The organism is Rarobacter incanus (genome assembly GCF_006715765.1).
Lineage (GTDB): Bacteria > Actinomycetota > Actinomycetes > Actinomycetales > Cellulomonadaceae > Rarobacter > Rarobacter incanus.
On record NZ_VFNV01000001.1, the window covers coordinates 1391560 to 1413597 of the forward strand.

A 22038-nucleotide genomic window follows, 5' to 3' on the forward strand; every position below is an offset into this window, starting at 1 on the left:
GCTGCTAATACTTTCGGCCAGTCACACCAGCATCATGAGTATCAAGAGTGACTCTAGCCTGAGACTTGCCCCCGCCCGCAATTCTTCGAGTTGCGAGTACGAACCGGCCCCATTGCCGTTGCTACTCCAAGTACCTGCCGAACGCCAGCCTACCTGCATGTTCGGCCGTCTCGAAAGTCTGCGCCGCGGAGCACCCGACAGACATCACCGCGGCTCCAACCGTTCCAGCCCGCCGAGGTACGGGCGCAGGCCCTGCGGAACGATGACAGATCCATCCGCCTGCTGATGATTCTCAAGAATCGCAACGATCCACCGCGTGGTTGCCAGGGTGCCATTCAGGGTCGCAACAGCACGTGTGGCCCCGCTTGCGCTCCGCTCCCGAATGCCGAGTCTCCGCGCCTGGTAGGTCGTGCAGTTCGAGGTCGAGGTCAGTTCGAGGAACCGTTCCTGTGTAGGCAGCCAAGCCTCACAGTCGAATTTCCGGGCCGCGGACGATCCCAGGTCACCAGCCGCGGTGTCGATCACGCGGTAGGGAAGATCGACGAGCGCCAACATCTCCTCTTCGAGGGCGAGCAGGCGGAGGTGTTCGGCGGCCGCGTCCTCGACGGTCGTGTAGCTGAACATCTCAACCTTGTGGAACTGGTGGACGCGAATGATGCCGCGCACGTCCTTGCCGTGGGACCCCGCCTCGCGGCGGTAACACGCCGACCAACCCGCGTATCGCAGCGGCCCGTCGCTAAGATCCACGATTTCGTCGGAGTGGTAGCCGGCCAACGCGACCTCACTGGTTCCCACCAAGTACAGGTCGTCGGTTCCCAGGTGGTAGATCTCGTCCGCATGGCGCCCCAAGAATCCCGTTCCGGCCATGACCTCCGGCTTGACGAGGGTGGGAGTGATGACCGGAGTGAAACCCGCTTGCACCGCCTTGTCGACCGCCGCGTTCAGCAGCGCCAGCTCGAGGCGCGCACCCACGCCCGTCAAGTAGTAGAAGCGCGAACCGGAAACCTTTGCCCCGCGCGCAGTGTCGATGGCTCCAAGGCCCTCGCCCAGCGCCAGGTGATCAGCCGGAGCGAAGCCCTCGTCCTGAAAGTTCCTGGGTGTGCCGACGGTCCTGACGACGATATAGTCGTCCTCGCCGCCGGGGGGCGCCCCCTCAACAACGTTCTGGATCTGCGCAGTCAGATTCGACAGCTCCGCCGCGGCCTGATTCGACTCAGCCTGGAATGCCTTGACCCGCTCCGCGAGTTGCTTAGTGTGTGCCAGCAAGGCGGGCTTTTCATCGGACGAGGCCGCCGCGACCTTTTTGCCCAGCGATTTCTGTTCCGCACGCGCCGCTTCGAACGCCGCAAGCGCGTCGCGGCGGCGGGCGTCGGCGGCAATCGCCTGGTCCACCAGGTCAGGGTCTTCCCCGCGCAAGCGCTGGGAAGCGCGGATCAATTCGGGGTCATCGCGCAATACACTGAGGTCAATCACGGTGCCAGATTATCCCGTCAGGCGCTAACGTGGATGCATGACCGTACGCGATTGGCTGATATTACTTGCAATTTTCGTTGCAATTGGTTCATTCGCGACCGCCTGGTTGGCCTTGAAGCTGGCGCGCGGGGCGCGCAATGGAGGGCCCGCCGACGCCCCGGCTCCCGAATCGGCGCCCGATTCGTACGCGTTCATCGTCAACCCCTCCAAGACCAGCACGATCCAATTCAGGTCACAGGTGCTCGCTCATTTCGCGCGGCACGGGCTTGCGGCGCCCTCGTTCTACGAGACGACGAAGGATGATCCCGGACGAGGCCAGGCCGCCCGCGCGATCGCGGAGGGAGCCACCGTTGTCGTCGCCGCTGGGGGTGATGGGACGGTGCGCTCCGTTGCCGGAGCGGTAGCCGCCGCCGGCGCGATCATGGGCCTGGTCCCCCTGGGAACCGGAAACCTGCTGGCGCGCAATATCGACATCGATGTCACCAGCGTTCCTTCCGCGCTGTCAACCGTCACCTTCGGCGCGACCCGGCCCATAGACTTGGGAATGTTGCGCGTCGTCGAGGCCGGGGACGATGTCCCCCACGGCGCGGACGCTGAGCCGGAGCCATTTCTTGTCATCGGCGGGATCGGGTTCGACGGGGCGATGGTCGCCGATACCAGCTCGACGTTGAAGGAGCGGGTTGGCTGGCTGGCGTACTTTTTCGCCGCCTTCCGGCACCTGCACGCGCGCCGCCCCCGCATGCGCATCCGCATTGACCAAGGACGCGTCTTCACCGTCCGGCTGCGCACCATCCTCATCGGTAACTGCGGGAGGTTGCCCGGCGGTTTGAACCTCATCCCCGACGCGGTCATTGACGATGGCAGGCTCGACGTCGCGGCACTAGATGCACGCGGTGGCCTGGCGGGCTGGGCGCAGTTGTTCGGCGAAGTGGTCATGCAGGGCCTCGGAATCCGCAATTCGTCGCCGAAAAAGATCGGCCGGATTGACCACGTGACCGCCACGCGGATCGCGGTCCGCGTTCTGGATGGGACCGAGCCGGTGCAAGTCGACGGGGACACCCTCGGGGCCGCGTCCAAGATCGAGGCCTGGATAGAGCCGCAAGCGTTGCGCGTGCGCGCACCCGCCGCCTCGTGAGCGGGCGCCGTCCGCTCCGGGCGCTGGTGTGGGTGTTCTTGGGGATCCTGCTGGCCGGCGCCGGATCTCCGATCGCGCACGCCGCGACTCTCACCTATCCAGCCACCACCACCCACACCAACCCAGCACCCACAGCCACCACAACAACAACCGCCGATTCGGTGGTACTGCTGGGTTTGCGGGCAGTGAATTGGGAAACCGTCGCCGCGCGGCTCGATGATTACCCGCTACTTCGAACCTTCATGTCCGAAGGCCTGGTTGCGCAATCGCTGGTCAACAACGGCATCCAGTCACGGTGCGCCATCGACGGCTGGCTCATGGTTAGTGCCGGGACTCGCGCCTGGTACCACCCGGAATCGGGGTGCATTGAACCCGCGGTATCGGGAAGCGGGGACGATGCGCGAGTGGCGGACTGGGGCAGCTACACGAGGGCGGCGGCTACCCAGTCCTACAGACCCGCCCTCGGGACGCTCGGGGACGCCGTCGCCGCGGCGGGCATATCTGCGGGAGCGATCGGTCCGGGAGCCGCTGTGGCGCTGGCTACTTCAGGCGGCACCGTTGCCGGCACCGTCAGCAGTCCGCCGACGGAATCCGCTTTGACGCAGGCGCTCGACGAGCTAGCTGCCACCCGTTCGCTAGTCGTGGTCGACGTGGCGGGCAGCGCCGCCGCGGCCCTCCCCGTCGACCAGCTGCGGCGCACGGAAGCGGCGCTGGCGACCCTCGACACGGGCGATCCCGGCCTGACCCACACCACGGTCGTCATCGCTTCGCTGACCGATGACGAGGGGGCGGCCGCACCCGGCTCCCTGCAATTCTTCGCGTCCAACCTGGATCGAGTGGCGGGCGTCGCCTCGTCCGCTAGCACCCGCACGCAGGGGCTAGTGCTTTCGACCGACCTGCTCGCCACTGTCTGCGCGCAGATCGAGCCCTTGCAAGGCACCGAATCTGGTATCGGATCTCCGATCGTCTCGGCCCCGAATTCAACGCGCGTGGGCGTCCGGGTTGCGCAGGATCAAAGCAAGCCTGGGGCCAAGGTGGAGGCGGACCTCGCATCTCGCATCACCGTGCTGACGAACATTGCGACGCGCTCGCAGGCAGGGGCCGCGACCCAAATCCCCTACGTCGTCGGATTGGGCTGCGCCGGCGCACTACTCGCGGTCCTGGCATTCGTTCGCTGGCGCAGCCGCAGAACCCGCCTAGCCATCCGTTTTGGTGCCCTATGGCTGGCTTTCATGCCCGCATCCACGCTCGTCGCTTCCGCAACAAGCTGGTGGAGGAGCGATACGCCGGCGCTGGCCCTCGCGTCACTGGCTTCCCTGACGGCGCTCGCGTTCGCCGCAGCGACCATCAGTTTCATTAGGTCTGGCACCACCCGCTGGCCCGCTGCGGCCCGCATGACGGTCGTCGTCGCATCGGTTACCGCGTTGATCATCACGGTGGATGTCATCCGCGGGTGCCCGTGGTCGACGGGATCCCCCCTGGGGACGCAGGTATTGCAGGCGGGACGCTTCTACGGAATGAACAACACGGCTTTTGCGCTGTGGTCCGTTGCGCTCTTGACGGCTGTCGCGATGGTCTCAACTCGTACGTCGCAACGCCATCGCCGGAGCACACTGGCAGCAGTGATAGTCATTGGGCTCGGGCTCACGGGGTTCGAGCTATCCTCCCGGTTTGGCGCAGACCTCGGCGGGGGTCTTGCCCTCCTGCCTGGATTTGCGGTCCTTGCGATCGTCGTCGCACGGTGGCGTTTGACCGGCGCACGGTTGGTCGGCTGCGCGATCGGGGCCGTCGCGCTCGCCGCTGTCGGGGCGTGGGCGGCGGCGCGGGGGGACTCGTCCAGCCATATCGGCCGATTCATGTCGACGTTGGCATCTGCGGAAACGGCGGCAACCGTGGGACGCAAGTTCGTGGGGGCGTTCGGCGCCCTCGCGACCGAACCGCTGCTCGGCGGAACCGCCCTCATCGCGGTGGGGTCGCTGGCCGCGCTGGTTTGGCGGTGGCGCGACCACGCCCGCGTGCCGAGTTGGGGGTTCGCTCTGGTTGCGACGTGCGTAACCGCTAGCGCCTTGAACGATTCGGGGCTAGCGATCACCGGTTGGATGGTTCTGCTGGCGGGCAGCCTGGTCGTTGTGCGACGCGGCCCGTTGCCGCTAGTTGGGGCGGATGTGGCTAAACCCCGCGCGCAGCCGACGCGCGTTGATGGCTAGGACAACGTCCCGGAACTGCGCCGCGCGGTGGGCCTGGCCCGCGAGCGAGTTGTCCGAGGGCCGGTGTCGCAGGTCGCAGGGGATCTCGGCGACGGCGTAGCCGGACCGCAGCAGGTCAATCGTGAGCCCGACTTCTACGCCCCACCCGTGCGCGAGCGGCGAAGCGGCCTCGAATGCGTCACGCGTCAAGCACCTGATGCCGGATAGCGGCTGACTGGGGGTCCACCCCGTGAGACGGGAGATAGCCCGCCGCGCCGTACGCACCACGAATCCGCGGCCTCCGGCCCCCGGTTGTGGAGGCAAGACGGCGATGGACATGTCTGCTTCGCCGTCGAGGACCGGCTGCACCAGGGGCGCCGCATTGACCGCAGTTTCCGCCAGGTCACCGTCAAGAAAGAGTAAGAGCCTGGCAGGGTGTCCCTCCGGATCGCGCATGGCGACAACTGCCGCTCCGGTTTCCAGAGCGGCCGCTTTGCCACGGTTGCGCGAATGCCGGACGACTACAGCGCCCGCGCCGCGCGCGACATCCTGCGTGTTGTCCTCGGATCCATCATCAACTACGAGTACCAAGTCCACGTAGGGGATGGCGCGCGCCGAACGGACAGTCGCCGCGATGCGCCGTGCCTCATCCTTAGCTGGGATGACAACAGCCACGCGCTTGCGCACTGCCCGTCCACCATTGGCGCTCTGTGCGTTCACAGGTTCTATCGTAGTCGTAATACCGAGGTCTTGCGATCGTCACGGTACAACCAAGTACCAACGCCGCGGCTTCGGCCCGATTGGTCGGACCGAAGCCACGGCGCTGAGGTCTTCGCCTGGTGCTAGCGGAGAGTCTTTTGGCGAGCAACGATTCCCGCGCGAGCCCGCCGCTGGTACACGTCGAGGGCCGAATCGTCGTCTATTGCCGCGGTGAACTTCGGCAAGAATTCTGCCGCCGCCTCCTCGATGTCTTCCGCTTCGCTCCCGCGGGGGAGCTCCCACACCGGGATCGAGATCCCGGAGGCACGGAAGGCGCCGATGTACTTTCCACCGCCGATCGTCGATTCGCGCTTCACGTGCAGGCGCGCCAGCGCGTCCAAAACCTTCTCCTCATCCTGCGCGAATGACCATCGCAGGAATTCACGCGCGCCCATCCGGCACCAGAACGCGTGCGGGACCGACTTCAGTTGCACCGTTTCGATGATCGCGTCTGCTGCCTCTTTGAGCGAGGCGTCCAACTCCTTCGATCGCTCCACCGTCGGGTCGAGCCAGAAATCGAAGTTGTCATGAACGTGAATGTCGATGGGCTTTGTCAGGTCCAAGATGTCCTGCAGGCGCGGTCCTGGGCCCGGAATCGTTTGGTTCACGATCGGGGTCCCGGGCTCCAATTCGAGCGCCGCGAGAATACGGTCCGCGAGATCGCGGCTAAGGTCGCCGGAACCTGCATGCGTTTGCAGGGCGATCAGAACGGCACCATCGGTGCGGTGCAAGGCGGGCCACGACTCGGGCAGCGAGGTCACAAACGTGATCTCTCTGCCGCCGTATTCCTTTGCCAGCGTCGCAACGGCGGTGGCGGCCGGAATGATCTCGCGCATAGCCACGAGGTCGGGTTCTGCGGGAATCCCCTCGAACGGGCGCAGGACAAAATCAACGGAAGATTGTGCAGACATGTCGGCCATCATATCCGCCCGCTACCGCGCGCGACGGGCGCTGCGCACGTCGGCCGCCGAATACGTGACGCGCAGAGCCAGCGTTCGATCCGTCGACGCCACCCGAACCTTGATCCGCGTGCCGCGCACGGTTTGCTTCACCCCCCTCTTGCCCGCGGTGACATTGCGGCGCCCTCTCTTGTCGACCACCACCACCTTGGTCCCCTTGGGGACTGCGCTTACGCGGATGAGCAAACGGGATCCGATCGCCCGCAAAGTAACCCGTGGACGCATTTTCTTTGTGGTGAAGCTCACGGGGTTCGACGCGGTGCGCCCCGCCGGGGTGACGGTGGCCCGGTATTCGGTTCCGGGGTAGAGCCCCTTGACCGTCACCCGCGTTCCCCGCACCTTGAACGTTCGCGCTCCCACCCGGACCAGATAGGTCGCCGCGGGTCCGGCGGAATTCCAGGTGAGGGTGACCGATGTCGTGCCGCGTTTGGTGACTTCGATCGCAACCACCGTTGCCAACGTCGTCCGTATCGCGATTGTGCTGACGGCCGGCGCCTCACCGGGTTTCGTGGCCGTGACGGTCCCCTGGTAGGTGCGTCCGGGGCTCAGACCGGTGACATTTACGAAGGTTCCCTCACTGCTCCATGTTCCCTCATGACCGCGCAAGGCCAACACGTAGCGCACGCCCGGGGCCGGCTGATTCCACGACACTCTTGCACCGCTCGAAGTTGCGTCGGATACCGTTATTCCGGCCGGGAGTGCGAGGGTTGTACGCACTGACCCTTTGACGATCACGCCGACGCCACGAGCGTTGAAAGCCTGCACCTGATAGGCGTAGGTGGTCGACGGCGCCAGTCCGGTGATCTGCGTTGTGGTGGAATCAACCTCGCGCACAGTACCCCCGACCGCAACGCGGTATCCGGTGGCCCCCGCGGCCGCATCCCATCTGAGTTGCACGCCCGTGGGCAGGGCGGCAGCCGCCACGTTTCCCGGCGCGAGCGGTCCGGTCACAAACTCCCAGGTCGCAGCGGGGGACAACCCCGACGGGTTACGAGCGCGCACGGCGACGGAATAGCCGGTGTTTGGCGCCAAATCCGATCGCACTATCGGGTTACTTTGGTGCGTGGTCACCTCACGGGCACCCTTCTCACTGACCCAGATCGCTTCGAATTCTTGCACTGCCGGATCCGACGATGCGACGAACGAAGCAGTGACTCCGACCGCTGCCTTCGAAGCCAAGACCGGAGCGTCGGGCAGGCGCGGGCCCGTCGTGAAATACAAGCGCGCTCTACCGCCCCGCGTGATGGCATCCACCACAGGGGTTACGGTCACCAGATATTCGGTCGAGGGTGTCAGCCCCGGAAGCACCACCGTCGCGTCAGTGACTTCGGTACTCATCGATTCGTCACCATCTACCGGCTTCCATGCCACCGTGTAGGACGCCGCACCCGGTACCGGGTCCCACCGAAGGCTTGCGGATTCATGGGTGACTTCGCCCAGCGCCACTTCGCTTGCGGCCGGGCCTGTCTTCACGATGCGGGCGGAATATAGAAATTCGCCGCTCCAAACGTGCAGAATCTTGTCGAATGTCATCTCCGTTGTGGATTCCACGATGGGTAGCAACTCATCATCGCTGGAACGCTGGTACACGACGGCCGCTTGATTCATCCAGATCGCGCAGTATTCCGTTCCCGACTCGAATCCTGTGCCGCGCGCCCGAAGGCTCACTGTGCCGTTGGCCCCGACTTCTGCCGCCGCGAACGCAGACTCTCCGGCCCGGTGCGCATTCGGAAATCCCTCTTCGCTCCATCGGTAGGGACTCGGTGGACGTTTCTGGCTTCCTCGATTGTCCGTGACGGCAAAGGTTCTGGCCTTCGCGGCGAGAGGAAAGCGACTGGGATATCCCGCCGCGTTGCCACTGCCCGACGGGCAGCGGTCTTGATCGACAAGCATCACGACTGATTTGTGGAGATTGGGCGAGGGCAGATCAATTTTCATCGTAAATCGCTGACCGTCTACGGCTTCCACGGTTATTCTTCCCACCTGGGCGGAGCCCTGCGGCACGGCCTCCGTCGCTGTCTGCGAACCCGCCGCACCCGCCGCACCCGCGGCCGACACCGCCGCACCCGCCGCACCCACAGCCGACACCGCCACCGCCGCCAGCAATGCGGCCAGCAGACGGCGCCATCGAGGCGCTGCCGCACCACAACGAGGGGGCCTCGTCCTGGCTCTTGTGTCAAGACTCGTGCGTGGGTCATCCAGTTCCGCGTCAGGTCGCGGACCCATCCTTGTGCTCATCAGTGCCTCCACCTGCGCGTTGCGAGAAAGAACGTCGCCCCGAGCAAGATCAGAGCAAAGCCGAGCACGGTCGCCACCTGCGCCATTCCAGTGACCGGAAGCGCGGGCCTGCCCGGCGTCGATGCCGCGGGCGGATTCTGCGTCACCCGAGTCGTTTCGGAGGCGACCCTATGGTCGCCGGACGCAATCGGAGCCGCCCTTCCCTCGATATAGAGCTGCTCGACCCAGTAGACGGTTGCCTCCTTCCGCGCCTTGATCCTGGGGGATTCGAATGTCCCGGACCGTGTCACGGCGACCTTCGCGGTCGTGGCAAGCAAGCGGTCCCCCGCAAACCCCTCTTCTACTCTGGCGGCGTCCGCGCCACCCGCCTGCTCCCACAGTTGCCAACGCAGGTAGGTCCCCTGCGGCAACGCCGTTGGGGCCACCACCACGACGGAATCACGAAGATCCTTGCCGACCTTTGCGAAGTCGGCTGCCCGGGACGAAACATCGATGATGGTTGTTGTTTCCCCTGGCACCCTCGGTTCGCCAACGATCATCGGTGGGTCGTCCGTATCAATGATGCCGTCCGGGGTCGGAATATAGAGGCGTTCGCGGAAGTAACCCCGGCCAATTGCATCCCCCACGTCGACGGTGGGTGACGTGTAAATTCCGGGACCATCGACCACGACCGGCCCGACGGTTGTCAGCAACGTGTCGTTGGCCGTATCGGAGCCCTTGACCTGCGCGTAGTAATCGAAGTACAGGTGCGATCCCGCCGGAGCCGGGCCGGCAACTATGGCTTGGTCATAGGTCGTCGTGCCGACCTGCGCAAAGGGGTTGGCGCTGGTGGTTACGCTGACGATTCCGGTGGTTTCCGACGACCTTCCAAATGGGCTGGACCAGGGCTGGTGACGGTCACCCCCGGCGATCGTCTCGGTCCACACCACGTAGCGGCATCCGGCGGGGACCGTTACCGACGGCGAATAGAGCGGAGGCACCCTGCCCTCGGAATCGCTGGTGACCTCGCTGGTGACGGTCGCAATCTCGCGTGCGGATTGCGGCACCTGAGCTGATTCGACCGGTTGCGACGGCGTGCACCATGCGGTGTGGCGAATTGTCACCGTCTCGTTGGTCGGCATGCCCGTAACCTCGAATTGGTCAGATAAGAGTGCCCCTTCGCGAGCGATCGCGTGCGAGGCCTGGGTGGTGACCTGCGGCTCGAATTTGATGAACGAGAGCTCCGCCGCAACCCCCCACCGCGATTCCACGCCAATTCCGGCGGTGCCCGGAGCGGCGTCAATGAGTTGCTCCGTCCACGGGTAATACCCAGGCCGGTCAGCTCGCACCCCCTGCGTCACAGCGGACCCCGCACCGCTGCCATCGAGCGAGATTGTGACCGCCTGCGGATCAGCCGCGAGCGCCGGCCGCGTTGCGTCGGATAGGTCCGTCGGGACGGGAGGCGCCAGGACCGGTTCATATACCCGCACCAGGACCGTGACCTCGCTGTTGGGTTTGCCTCCGGCGACCTCGATGCGATCCGCGATCAAGTCCCCGATCGAACCCGGCTCGCTTTGCGCGGGTCGTGCCGCCGTGGTGATCGTGAGTTCCCAGGGGATAGGCACGGTCTCTTCGGCGTGCACGGAATCATCGCACTTGCCGGGGTACCCGTTGATGCGGTCGTTGACGGGAACATCCGAACCGGGAGCCCAATCGCCGGCGCCTTCGTAGCAGTAGGTGTAAATCCACCACCCCCCGGCGCTCGATGAGTCATCTGGAAGCGTGTACGGGTGCTGGTTGGCGAGCGTAACGGTGTCAGCGGTCGCGCTGACTGGGTCGATGGATTTTGACGAAACCCGTCGCACTTGACCTTGTTGGTCCGCAATGCTCGCGTTGTTCACCGGCTCCTCGATCCCGTGCCACAGGGTAGAGGTCACCCGCAGCGGATACTTTTGCAGATCCACACCGTTGCGTTGAACGGTGAACGTGTCAAAGATGGTCGCGCCCGCCTTGGCGACCTGCCCGGAGGCCACGGTCGATACCGATGGTTGTGCGGGAATGAAGGCCGGAATCACGACCGATTCCGCGGGAATTGCGTAATTCGACACGTACCCTTCCGGCAGTTGGTTGGCAACGGCATCCAACGACACGACCCAGGTGTACGGCGTATCTACAGCGCGCTGGCGCACGCTCACGCTGACCGCGGTCGCAAACGACCCGGCCGCGTTTGTTGTGACATTTGTGACCAGGGGTGAGCCAACGGCAACGGCCTGCGCGGGAGGCGATGCGATGCCCGCGGAATCCGTGGGGAATTCGGTGGCATCGGGGTGCCGGTATAGCTGGGCCCGCACGACCAGGGGCGTTCCCGCTGCGAAACCGGAACCAGAGATGTCGTCGGAAATGGTGACGTTGCGAGCGTCATCGGGTGTCGATTGGCCGGCCACCGTCGCGACGCGCGGCATGAAAGCCTGCTTGGTTTCCGCTGGTATCCCGTAGTCGGTGACGCTTTCTTGCAAGAGACCGCCCAACGCCTCTTCGTTCGAAATGACCCAGGTGTAATACCCGCCCAGGATTGCTGTGGACACCTTGGGCCGCCAGGTTGCGTTCCCGTTCTTGTTCAAGGTGACGGTCGTAGCGACGCTGCCCTGCGGCGTTCCCGGAATCTTGGCGGCGGATTGGACCGTGCGCCGCGCTGGTTCGCTACCGCCCGCGTATCGCAGCCAGGCCGTGAGCTTGACTTTCGCCCCGGCGAAACGCTTCGGGGCGTTCAGGCTCACCTCGTCGACGTGCTCCAGCGAGTTCCCAACACGTTTGATATCGGATGCGATCGTCGTGATGACCGCACTATCGGAAGGAATACTGAGCTTGCCGGTCGACGTGACCGCAACGCGCGAGATCGTCGCCATGTCCTGCACCGATCCGGCGGCGCCGAATACGTTGTCGTGCCCCGACCACACCGTGATATCGGTTGCCGCCAGGCCCCCGGCGGCAACCTTAAACCCCACGGTTCCCGGTCCGGTGATTGTGATGTTCGGGAACGAGCGAGCCTTGGATTCGGACGTGAACGTGATCGTCTTCGCCCCGTTCGCAAAGGTTGCGGGTCCCGTCAGCGTCACCGTGATGGCGATGCCGGGAACCTGCACCGTGCCGCGGGCCACGATCGCCACATTGGCGAGGGTCAGGTGGTCCGCATCTGCGTTGCGGGTGAGCTTTCCGGTGGCGCTGTAGGGGCCCGCGTAGCGACGGGCATCCGCCCACATCGATCCGGCTATCTTCTTGATGCGGGCCCGCGTGGCGGAAACGTATTGTTTGCGTTTGCTTGCGGAGACGTCGTGATAGGTGTGGGCCAAGTAGGAAATGGCCGCATGCGTCTCGTCCTTTGTGGCGCCAGTGAAGTTGCTCCCGGACCACCGCTCGATTGCGTAGGAGAGTTCTGCCGCCCGGATGGACCTCGTCTTTCCTGCGCTAGTTGGGACCGCAGCGCCGCCCTGCAGGCACCACGCGTATGTGGTGCCCATCGCGGATGCTGCCCGATAAGAACCCAACCAACTTGGTATCGAGGGCAATGCCTCGCCGTATTGCCGCGAAAATGGGGCCTTGCTGGGTGCCGCCGCGGCCCTTGTTGCCACGACTGCGGCACCGGCCATCAGCGCCACCGCCACGACGCCAGCAGTAATTGCGGCCAATAGCCGCATGCGCCGGCGCCAAGCGGATTTAAGTTCCACTATGCAGAACTGATCCATGGAAATTCCTTCCTAGTTGTGAAGCCTGGAGGCACCAACTCTGAAAGAAGCACCCCGCTCCGCACCCGCCACCGGCAGATTGTGGATAACATTTCGGGGCAAGGATGGGGACTCTCGGTTTCACAACCGTTCGCGACGTGGCACTATCGATATATGGACCCGCGAGCAGGCACTGTTGCCCAAGAATCAGACCTCATCGACGTCGACGAGCTCATCGCCGCCTACTACGACCGCACCCCAAATCCGGACGATCCCGCACAGAAGGTCGTTTTCGGTACTTCGGGGCACCGCGGGTCGTCGCTGGACGCCGCCTTCAACGAGGCGCATATCCTCGCGATCACCGCGGCGATCGTCGAATACCGCACGCTGCAGGGCTACGACGGCCCGCTCTTCATCGGGCGCGATACGCACGGCCTCTCCGAACCAGCAACCAACACGGCGCTTGAGGTGCTAGCGGCGGCCGGCGTCGAAGTGCGCGTCGATTCGCGTGATTCCTTCACGCCCACCCCGGCCGTCTCGCACGCTATCCTGCGCGCCAACGGAGTCGGCAGCGCACAGGGTTTGCGCACAACGGGGCCGGGCCTGGCCGACGGAATCGTGGTCACGCCCTCGCACAACCCCCCACGCGACGGCGGCTTCAAGTACAACCCGCCGCACGGCGGTCCCGCGGACACCGACGCCACCAGCTGGATCGCGAACCGGGCGAACCAGTGGCTGCGCGACGGGGTGGAGAAGATCGAGCGGGTCAGCCTGGCCGCCGCCCTCGGCGCCACCACCACTCGCCCCTACGACTTTCGCAAACACTACGTCGATGACCTGCCCAGCATCCTCGACTTCGACGCGATCCGCTCGGCAGGGGTGCGCATCGGCGCCGACCCGCTCGGCGGCGCCTCGGTCGAATACTGGTCAGAGATCGCCGAACGACACAATCTCGATCTCACTGTCGTCAACCCGGCTGTCGACCCGCGCTGGGCTTTCATGACACTGGACTGGGACGGGAAGATCCGCATGGATTGCTCCTCCCCCTACGCCATGGCCTCCTTGGTCGCCCGCATGAGCGCCCCCGACGCCGCCTACGACATCGCGACCGGCAATGACGCGGACTCCGACCGGCACGGCATCGTCACGCGCGACGGTTTGATGAACCCCAACCACTACCTGGCGACCGCCATTTCCTACCTGTATTCGGGCCACCGCCCAAGCTGGCGACCGGACGCCGCGATCGGCAAGACACTCGTCTCCTCGTCGCTCATCGACCGGGTGGGCGCGGGGTTGGGCCGCAACGTGATTGAGGTCCCCGTCGGCTTCAAGTGGTTTGTTCCCGGGCTACTCGACGGCAGCGTCGGCTTCGGTGGGGAAGAATCCGCTGGTGGTTCCTTCTTGCGCAAGAACGGCGACGTGTGGACCACCGACAAGGACGGCCTCATCATGGCGCTGCTTGCCTCAGAAATCCTTGCCGTGACCGGTAAATCTCCCAGCGTGATCCACCGTGAGTTGGTCGACGAGTATGGCCAATCCTGGTACGCCCGCGTGGACGCGCCCGCCACGCTCGAAGAGAAGGCAAAACTGGGCGCGCTCAGCCCCAGCCAGGTCACCTCCACCGAGCTGGCAGGTGAGCCGATCACCGCTGCGCTGACCGAGGCCCCCGGCAACGGGGCCAAGATCGGGGGACTGAAGGTCACGACAAAGAACGCCTGGTTCGCGGCCCGCCCCTCGGGAACCGAGAACGTGTACAAGATTTACGCGGAATCGTTCGTGTCCGCGGACCATCTCAAGCAAGTCCAGGACGAGGCCAAGCAGGTCGTATCGGACGCCCTCGCGGATTAGTTCCGCAACCGCAAGACGCGGTCGCTGGCGCCGCCACCTATCCAAGGTGCGCGGCAAGCGCGCGCTCCTAGCGGGAGCAAGCAGCGTCGCTGAAAGCGCACAAGCGCTTGGGGCGGCACCCACGTGGGTGCCGCCCCAAGCGCTTCGCCAGCAAAGTCCCGAGTATCGCGCCCCACTGCCTGTCCCGGTCGGCGCAACGCCCCACCACCGATCCCGGTCGGCGCAACCCCCCACCACCGATCCCGGCCAGCGCAACGCCCCACCACCGATCCCGGCCAGCGCAACGCCCTACTGCGGGTCGCGGTTTGAGATGATGACGCCGTCCGGGTTCACCTCGGCGCGCACGGCCCGCCAGCGCGCCATCGCGACCTCGTCGTATGCGTCGGTGTAGTCCTGCCCGCGGGTCAGGAACGATGCGACCGTACGCGGTTTGCCGTCCACGGCAACGACCTCGCCCAGGCGGGCGTACGCCCGATCGACCCGTTCGTCGCCGGGCACCGCGGGGCCCACCCCCAGCACCAGGTGCGGATCATGAATCGCACCGGCGATGGCGTCGACCAGCGGATCCTGCGCCAGGCGCCCGCCGAGCAGCCGCACCTGGATGTTCCGCAGCACTTGACCATCCGCGGTCTCGAATAGGTCAACCAGCGAGTCGATCATGGCGCGATCGACGCGGGCCAGCCGCGAGAAATCACCGGACGCCGACGGCTTGACGGGCTCGTTGATCGCCTTGTGCACACCCGACACGGCCAGGTGCCCCATGGCGTCGTCAATGATCGGCGGGATCTGCGAGCGAATCGCGTCGAGGGTACGCATGTGCTCGGTTTCGTTGTCGAATCCGAATGCGTCGAGCGACACCAACCGCTGGCCTTGCAGCATGGGAGAGATGTCGTCGCGAGTCGGCATCTGCGTCAGGTTCACCGACATATTGAGCTTGGGGTCGGCGTCGGCGCCGTAGGAAAGCACGGCATCCAGGACGTCACCGGCCTCGTCCAAACCAAATAGAAGCTTGCCGCCGTATACGTCCGCGGCGGGATAAAGGTCGATTTCGACCGCCGTCACGATGCCGAATGAACCGCCGGCACCGCGCAGGGCCCACAACAGGTCACCGTCGGTGACGCGATGCGAGATTCCATCGGCAGTAACAAGTTCAACGGCGCGCAGCGCCCACGACCCGAGCCCGGTGGACCGGCTGAAGAGCGATACGCCACCCGCCAACTCGTAGCCGGTGACCCCGACGGAGGGATTGGACCCGAACGCGGCGACCAGGCCCGTTCCGTCCAGCGCGGCGGCAACCGCGCCCCACCGCACCCCGGCACCGATGCGCGCCGTCCGGTGCTCTACGTCGATGACCAGTTCGTCGAATCCGCTGGGACGCACGACTATCGCGTCCGCAAGCTGGTGGTTGGCGCCGTGCCCGGTCAGTTGCGTCGTCACCTTGGCCCCGTGGTGAGAGGCAACGGCAAGGATCGAACGTATCTGTTCGACCGTTTCGACGGTGACGACCGCAAGGGGATCCTGGTGGACCGCTATGTTCCAAGGCTGCGAGGCGCGTTGCCAGTTCGCCGACGCGGGCGTGACGACCTGATAGCCCAGGGCCTGGATAAGTTCAGTTTCGAGTGTGAGTGGCTGGTTCATAGTCCCACCTTTGACGCATTAGACGGCCAGTTCAGCCTACCGCCTTGCGGGCGGCGACCGGGAACGCGGCAGGAAGAACGAGCGCTCCGCCGACCCCACGAACCGGCGCCGCCTGCGCGCGCCGACCTAATCGACGATCAGCTCCGCGTACTGCGGGTTCCGGTCCACGAACGTGCCGATGTAGGAGCACTGGGGCACCACCTGCCACCCCTGCTCCTGCGCGTAGTCCAATGCCTCGCGCGCCATTTTCGCTGCAAATCCGCGCCCGCCGAACCGCGGGTCAACCACCGTGGACCGCACGGTCATGGTCACCGCATCGGCGGTGTAGTCCAGGTGCCCCACCTCCCCGTCACCGGGCAAGCTGGCGGTGAAACGCTGCGCATCGGCGTCATGGTGGATGTCGAGGTCGTCACTAGTGTGCGTGCTCATCCTCACATTCTGCCCCGAACCCCGGCGCTTGTCGCGCATGGCAAGATATCGGGGTGTCTTCCACCGTCAACTCCCCCGCGCCCCGTCCAGAATCCAATGAAGACGCACCCGTGAACCCGTATCTGGCGATCCTGCGACTGCCTGGTGCCCTGCGGTTTTCCTTTGCCGGGGCGATCGCACGCCTCCCCATGTCGATGGTGGGGCTGGCGATCGTGCTCATCATCGAGCAAACGTACTCGTCGTATGCGGCGGGCGGCCGCGTCTCCGCGATGTACCTTGTGGCGTCCGCGATCGCGGTCCCGCTGGTCGCACGCCTCATCGATCGGCACGGGCAGGGGCGGGTTATGACCCCGCTGACGGCCGCAAACGGCGTCTTTTTGCTGGGGCTTGGCGGTGCCATCGTCGCCGGTCTACCCGAGCCGGTGCTGTGGGTGCTCGCGGCGGGGGTCGGTGCCACCTCCGGGGCATTCGGCGCACTGGTGCGGGCCCGCTGGACCGCCGCCGTGTCCACGCCCCGCCAGTTGCACACCGCGTTCTCGCTCGAATCGGCGATCGACGAGTTCATCTTCGTCGTGGGCCCCACGCTCGCAACGATCCTCGTCGTCCAGGTGTGGCCCCTCGCGGGCCTGGCCCTGCCCGCCATCGCGGTGGTGGGCGGCGGGCTGTGGTTCTGCTCTCAGCGCTCTTCGGAGCCGCCCGCCAAATTGCAGGACCAGCGCGCGGGGGCGGCGGCCTCGTCCGTCATTCGCAATCCCCGGCTAATTGCGCTGTCCGCGGTGTTCTTGTTCGTGGGAATAGTCTTCGGGAGCACCGAGGTTTCGACCGTCGCCTTCGCCAAGGAGCAGGGGCACGAGAGCATGGCCGGGATCGTTCTGGGCGTCTTTGCGCTGGGTTCGATGCTTGCGGGCCTGGGCTACGGCGCCAGGCACTGGCGTTCTTCGCTGGTTCGCAGGCTGATCGTGACGCTGGCAATCCTGAGCGCCGGGATGGTCTCGCTGTTATTCGTGCAGAACCTGTGGCAGCTGGCCGCCGTCCTGGCGCTGGGCGGGGTGTCGATCGCCCCCACCCTGATCACTGGCAACAGCATCGTGCACCAGATCGTGGGTTCGGACCACCTGACGGAGGGGCTCGCGTGGGCCTCGACCGCGATGACTATCGGCGTGTCCACGGGCACGGCGATAGCGGGCATGCTGATCGACCATCGCGGGGCGCACGCGGGATACGCACTGAGCGGCGGCGGCGCGCTTGCGGCCCTCGCCACGGCCGCCGTGGTGGGGCTCGCCGTACGTGCACGGGCACCGCGCCCCGACTCGGGCACGCACGAGGCCTAACCCGCATCTCGGGGAGTCATCCGCGCGGGCCGCACCAACCGGGCGCGGCCTGGCACGCATCCTCGCGTTGCGCCGACTGTGGCCAACGGAACACCCAGTTGAGGATGAAAGTTCCTGATCGCTCGGGGATACTGGAGTAGCAGGCGCCGACGCTTCCGGACAGAACCTGCCCGCTGCGAGTGATACGACGTCGTCTATGTTCCCAACCTGGAGACCCTCGTGGCTAAGAACCAAGTACGTGGCGACACCGTCGCCGACCTTCTCGTCAATCAACTCCTCGCAGCCGGCGTCAAGCGCATCTACGGCATTGTCGGGGATAGTCTGAACCCCGTCGTCGACGCCGTGCGTCGCTCCAACAAGAACGGCGAGGGCATCCAGTGGGTCCACGTCCGGCACGAGGAGGCGGCGGCCTTTGCCGCGGCCGCGGAGGCCGAGGTCACGGGCGAGTTGGCGGTCTGCGCCGGTTCCTGCGGCCCGGGCAACCTGCACCTCATCAACGGCCTGTATGACGCCAACCGCTCGCGCGTTCCGGTCCTTGCCATCGCCAGCCACATCCCGAGCATGCAGATCGGCACGTCCTACTTCCAGGAAACGCACCCGGACCGCATTTTCAACGAGTGCTCCGTATACAACGAAATGATCTCCAGCCCCCTGGCGGCCCCGCGCGTGATCGCCTCGGCCATCCACCACGCGTACGCCGCCCCCGGCGTTTCCGTCCTCACGCTGCCGGGCGACACGGCCGCGGCCACGGCACCCCAGGATGTTCCCCTGGATCTCTCAGAGCGCACGCCGAAGCCGCGCGTGGTCCCCGCGGATTCCGCCCTGCGCGACCTGGCCGACGCCATCAACGCGGCCAAGAAGGTCACCATCTTTGCGGGAGCCGGCACCAAGGGCGCGCACGACGAGGTCATCGCGCTGGCCGACCGCATCGGCGCCCCGATCGGGCACTCCCTGCGCGGCAAGGAATTCATCCAGTACGACAACCCGTTCGATGTGGGCATGTCCGGCCTTCTGGGCTACGGATCCGCCAACGCCGCGATGCACGAAGCGGACCTGCTTTTGCTGCTCGGCACCGATTTCCCGTACGACCAGTTCCTGCCCGAAAACGTGCGCACGGCGCAGGTGGACATCCGCGAAGAGGTGCTGGGGCGCCGCACCCGGTTGGACCTGGCCGTCGTCGGCGACGTCAAAGAAACCGTCAAGGCGCTGCTTCCGCTGGTCGACAAGGCCCGGTCGCGGCGCTTCGTCGATCAGATGGTCAAGAAGTACGAAAAGGCCATGACCACGGTCGTGGGCGCCTACAAGGGGAAGAGCGCAGAAAAGCTCAAGCCCATTCACCCCGAATACGTCGCCGACATCCTTTCGGACGTGGCCGCGGACGACACCGTCTTTACCGTCGATACCGGCATGTGCAACGTCTGGGCCGCCCGCTACCTGCGGGTGAACGGCCGCCGCCGCGTCATCGGTTCGTTCTTGCACGGGTCGATGGCGAACGCGATGCCGATGGCGATCGGCGTCGCTGCCGCCCAACCTGGCCGCCAGGTCATCTCCATGTCGGGCGATGGCGGGCTCTCCATGCTGCTCGGTGACCTGATTACCCTGAAGAACTACAACCTGCCGGTCAAGGTAGTGGTGTTCAACAACTCCTCGCTCGGCATGGTCAAGCTGGAGATGCTGGTCAACGGCCTGCCCGAATACGGCACGGACGCGCCAGGTGTCAACTACGCGGACATCGCCAACGCGATGGGCATCCCCGCCGTGCGCGTCGAAGACCCGAAGGACGTGCGCTCGGCGCTTGAGGGCCTGCTCAAGCAGGACGGGCCGGCGCTCATCGACGTCCACACGGACCCGAACGCGCTTTCGCTTCCGCCCAGCATCACCGCCGACCAGGTCACGGGCTTCGCAACCGCGATGAGCAAGGAGATCCTGGGCGGCGGCATCGGCGAGGTCATTTCCATGGCGAAGTCGAACCTGAGGAACATTCCTCGTCCATGATCTCCGCAAGTCAAAAGCCGCGGCCATCGATCTGGTTGAAGGTGGCCGCGGCTACCTTTGCCGTGGCCTGGGGCGGCAACGAATTCACCCCGCTACTGGTCATGTACAAGAGCGACGAGGGCCTGACCACGGCCACCGTCGACATTCTCCTCGCCGCGTACGTCCTCGGCATCATCCCAGCGCTGCTCCTTGGCGGCCCGCTTTCGGATCGCTACGGCCGCGCCCCCCTGCTGCGACCCGCCCCGCTGATCGCCATCGCGGGATCGCTGGTGCTGGCGGGCGGTGGCGGCAACGCGAGCGTGTTGTTCGTGGGCCGCGTCCTGTCGGGAATCGCCCTGGGGCTGGTGATGGCCGTCGGCACCGCGTGGATCAAGGAACTCTCCCAGGCGCCGTTCGAGCCGGGCGCGAAGCCGGGCGCGGGAGCGCGCCGCGCGGGACTGGCGCTCACCACGGGCTTCGGCCTGGGCGCCGGCGCCGCGGCGGCTATGGCTCAGTTCGCGCCGCGCGGCGACGTGTATCCGTATCTGGTCAACGCCGTGATCTCCCTGCTCGCGTGGCTGTGGCTCCTGCAGGCCCCAGAAACCCGCGCACCGCACACCGGCGGGCGCCTGGCCGACGACCTGAAGATTCCGTCATCGCGCCACCGTCGCTTCCTGCTCGTCGTGTTGCCCGCCGCGCCGTGGGTATTCGGCTGCGCCGCAAGCGCGTACGCGATCATGCCGACGCTGGTCGCGAACCAGGTGGGCGACATGCGGATCGGATTCTCCGGCCTGCTGTGCCTGATCGCGCTGGGATCCGGGTTCGGCATCCAGCTGATCGGGTCCCGATTCGATTCCGATCGGTCGGCGCGCGGCACAGGCGTTGCGCTGACGGTGACCGTTGTCGCCATGATCGTGGCCGCAACGGCGGCGGGGAACTCGTCCCTGAAATGGGCCATCGGTGCGGCCGCGATCCTCGGGGTCGCCTACGGGCTCTTGCTCGTTGCCGGCCTGCAGGAAATCCAGCGGATCGCGGGCCCCGACGACCTTGCGGGCCTGACGGCCGTGTACTACTCGCTGACGTACCTGGGCTTCTTCATACCTGCCGTGCTGGCGGGCCTTGATATCTGGTTCAGCTATTCGCAGATGTTCGCCGCCGGGGCAGTGATCGCCGCGCTTTCGCTTGGTTTCGTGTCGTTGTGGTGGCGCAAGCACCTGCCCTCGCACGCGGGAGGGGACGAGGCCCCCGTCACCCGCGAATCGGCCGCCGCATCGGCTGGCGCCTCCCGTTAGCCCGCCGCGACCCCGAAGATGCTGCCGAGCGCATAGGTGACGCCCGCTGCGCCGAACCCGATCGCCACCTGGCGTAGGGCGCGGCGCAGCGGCGCGGCCCCGGACAGCAGACCAACCGCGGCGCCCGTGATCGCAAGCGCCATCCCCACCAGCGCCACAGCGACGACGACGGCGGCCAACCCCTGCAACCCGAAAAGGTACGGCAGGATCGGGACCGTCGCGCCCGAAGCGAAGAAGCAGAAACTCGACCAGGCGGCACCCCAAGCGGTGCCGTGCGACTCGAATTCGGCGGCGTTGATCGGGTCCGCCAGTCGCGTCGAGCTGGAATAGTTGTTGAGGATCTGGGCGGCGTGCGCGTCGGCCGCGGCGGGCGACATGCCCCGCGCGCGGTACAGCAGCGCCAGTTCGTTCGCGTCCACGTCCAAATCGGGGAGCTTGCGCGCGGTGGTTTCACTGGGTTCGGATGCCTCCAGCAGCTCGCGTTGCGAGCGAACCGACACGTACTCGCCCGCCCCCATCGACATCGCTCCCGCCAGCAGGCCGGCAAGCCCCGACAGCAGCACCGTCGAATTGCTGACCCCCGCCGCTCCGATGCCAAGGATCAACGCCAGGTTCGAGACCAGGCCGTCGTTGGCGCCGAAAACCGCTGCCCGGAAGGTGCCCGAGAGCTTGGTGCGGCCACGTTCCGCGAGCGCCCGCACGACCTCCTCGTGGACGTGTTCGTCGGCCGCCATCGCCAGGGTGGCGTCGCGATCGTCGTCATACTTGGCACGGGCCTCCGCCTTTTGGGCGAGCGCCAGGATAAACACGCCCCCGAAATGCCGGGCCAGCCACCCGAGCGCGTGGGAGCGCAGGAACGAACGGCGCGCGCCGTCCGCGTGCTCGCCGAGCAGGAGTAGCCAGTGCTCCTCGTGGCGCGATTCCGCATTCGCGAGCGCGAGGAGGATTTCGCGGTCCTCGTCGCTTGCCTTCGCGGCGAGATCGCGGTAGACATCCGCCTCGAGCCGCTCGTCCACGAGGTTGCGCTGCCAGCGGCGAATCTGCCGCTTGGTCGGGGCGTCGTTCGTCAAGGTTG

Annotated in this window: 14 protein-coding genes; 6 read left to right on the top strand and 8 right to left on the bottom strand. The window is 66.0% G+C overall.

Annotated features, from left to right (window positions below):
- Positions 1 to 204: 204 nt before the first annotated feature.
- Positions 205 to 1473, bottom strand: coding sequence for a serine--tRNA ligase (gene serS / locus FB389_RS05935; RefSeq protein ID WP_142111870.1), 1269 nt, complete (start codon positions 1471 to 1473; stop codon positions 205 to 207).
- Between the two features lie 37 nt (positions 1474 to 1510).
- Here serS and FB389_RS05940 point away from each other — a divergent pair, with 37 nt between their 5' ends.
- Entirely contained in the window at positions 1511 to 2608 is a 1098-nt protein-coding gene (locus FB389_RS05940; protein WP_142111872.1) for a diacylglycerol/lipid kinase family protein, read from the top strand.
- Positions 2605 to 4815 (top strand): hypothetical protein, encoded by a 2211-nt coding sequence (locus FB389_RS05945; RefSeq protein ID WP_142111874.1) that lies wholly within the window; start codon positions 2605 to 2607, stop codon positions 4813 to 4815. Before FB389_RS05940 ends, FB389_RS05945 begins: the two co-directional genes overlap by 4 nt.
- Here the strand turns inward: FB389_RS05945 and FB389_RS05950 are convergent.
- The 4 genes from FB389_RS05950 to FB389_RS05965 all read right to left on the bottom strand — a co-directional run bounded on the left by FB389_RS05950 (position 4759) and on the right by FB389_RS05965 (position 12472).
- On the bottom strand, positions 4759 to 5514 hold the full coding sequence (locus FB389_RS05950) for a glycosyltransferase family 2 protein (protein ID WP_246043547.1): 756 nt from the start codon (positions 5512 to 5514) through the stop codon (positions 4759 to 4761). The two genes, FB389_RS05945 and FB389_RS05950, sit on opposite strands and share 57 nt — an antisense overlap.
- A 122-nt stretch (positions 5515 to 5636) precedes the next feature.
- On the bottom strand, positions 5637 to 6464 hold the full coding sequence (locus FB389_RS05955) for a DUF5926 family protein (protein ID WP_142111876.1): 828 nt from the start codon (positions 6462 to 6464) through the stop codon (positions 5637 to 5639).
- Between the two features lie 21 nt (positions 6465 to 6485).
- Positions 6486 to 8600, bottom strand: coding sequence for a fibronectin type III domain-containing protein (locus tag FB389_RS05960; RefSeq protein WP_142111878.1), 2115 nt, complete (start codon positions 8598 to 8600; stop codon positions 6486 to 6488).
- Positions 8601 to 8749: 149 nt separating this feature from the next.
- On the bottom strand, positions 8750 to 12472 hold the full coding sequence (locus tag FB389_RS05965; RefSeq protein ID WP_142111880.1) for a hypothetical protein: 3723 nt from the start codon (positions 12470 to 12472) through the stop codon (positions 8750 to 8752).
- Positions 12473 to 12625: 153 nt separating this feature from the next.
- Between FB389_RS05965 and pgm the strand changes: the two genes are divergently transcribed.
- Positions 12626 to 14299, top strand: a complete 1674-nt coding sequence (gene pgm, locus FB389_RS05970; RefSeq protein ID WP_142111882.1) for a phosphoglucomutase (alpha-D-glucose-1,6-bisphosphate-dependent) — start codon at positions 12626 to 12628, stop codon at positions 14297 to 14299.
- A gap of 288 nt (positions 14300 to 14587) precedes the next feature.
- Here pgm and FB389_RS05975 read toward each other — a convergent pair whose 3' ends face one another.
- A complete protein-coding gene (locus tag FB389_RS05975; protein WP_142111884.1) occupies positions 14588 to 15937 on the bottom strand; it encodes an FAD-binding oxidoreductase in 1350 nt (449 codons plus the stop codon).
- 126 nt (positions 15938 to 16063) lie between these two features.
- Positions 16064 to 16366, bottom strand: coding sequence for a GNAT family N-acetyltransferase (locus FB389_RS05980; protein ID WP_142111886.1), 303 nt, complete (start codon positions 16364 to 16366; stop codon positions 16064 to 16066).
- Positions 16367 to 16419: 53 nt separating this feature from the next.
- Between FB389_RS05980 and FB389_RS05985 the strand changes: the two genes are divergently transcribed.
- From FB389_RS05985 to FB389_RS05995, 3 genes are all read left to right on the top strand, one after another.
- Complete coding sequence (locus FB389_RS05985) at positions 16420 to 17697, top strand: MFS transporter (protein WP_142111888.1); 1278 nt, start codon at positions 16420 to 16422, stop codon at positions 17695 to 17697.
- A 219-nt stretch (positions 17698 to 17916) separates the two neighbouring features.
- Positions 17917 to 19692, top strand: coding sequence for a pyruvate dehydrogenase (locus FB389_RS05990; RefSeq protein WP_142111890.1), 1776 nt, complete (start codon positions 17917 to 17919; stop codon positions 19690 to 19692).
- Positions 19689 to 20963: an MFS transporter gene (locus tag FB389_RS05995; protein WP_142111892.1), complete on the top strand. Its 1275-nt coding sequence runs from the start codon at positions 19689 to 19691 to the stop codon at positions 20961 to 20963. Before FB389_RS05990 ends, FB389_RS05995 begins: the two co-directional genes overlap by 4 nt.
- Here FB389_RS05995 and FB389_RS06000 read toward each other — a convergent pair.
- The gene (locus FB389_RS06000) at positions 20960 to 22033 is read right to left on the bottom strand and encodes a VIT1/CCC1 transporter family protein (protein WP_246043548.1); all 1074 of its coding nucleotides are present in this window, start codon (positions 22031 to 22033) and stop codon (positions 20960 to 20962) included. The genes FB389_RS05995 and FB389_RS06000 overlap by 4 nt on opposite strands.
- Positions 22034 to 22038: the final 5 nt, after the last annotated feature.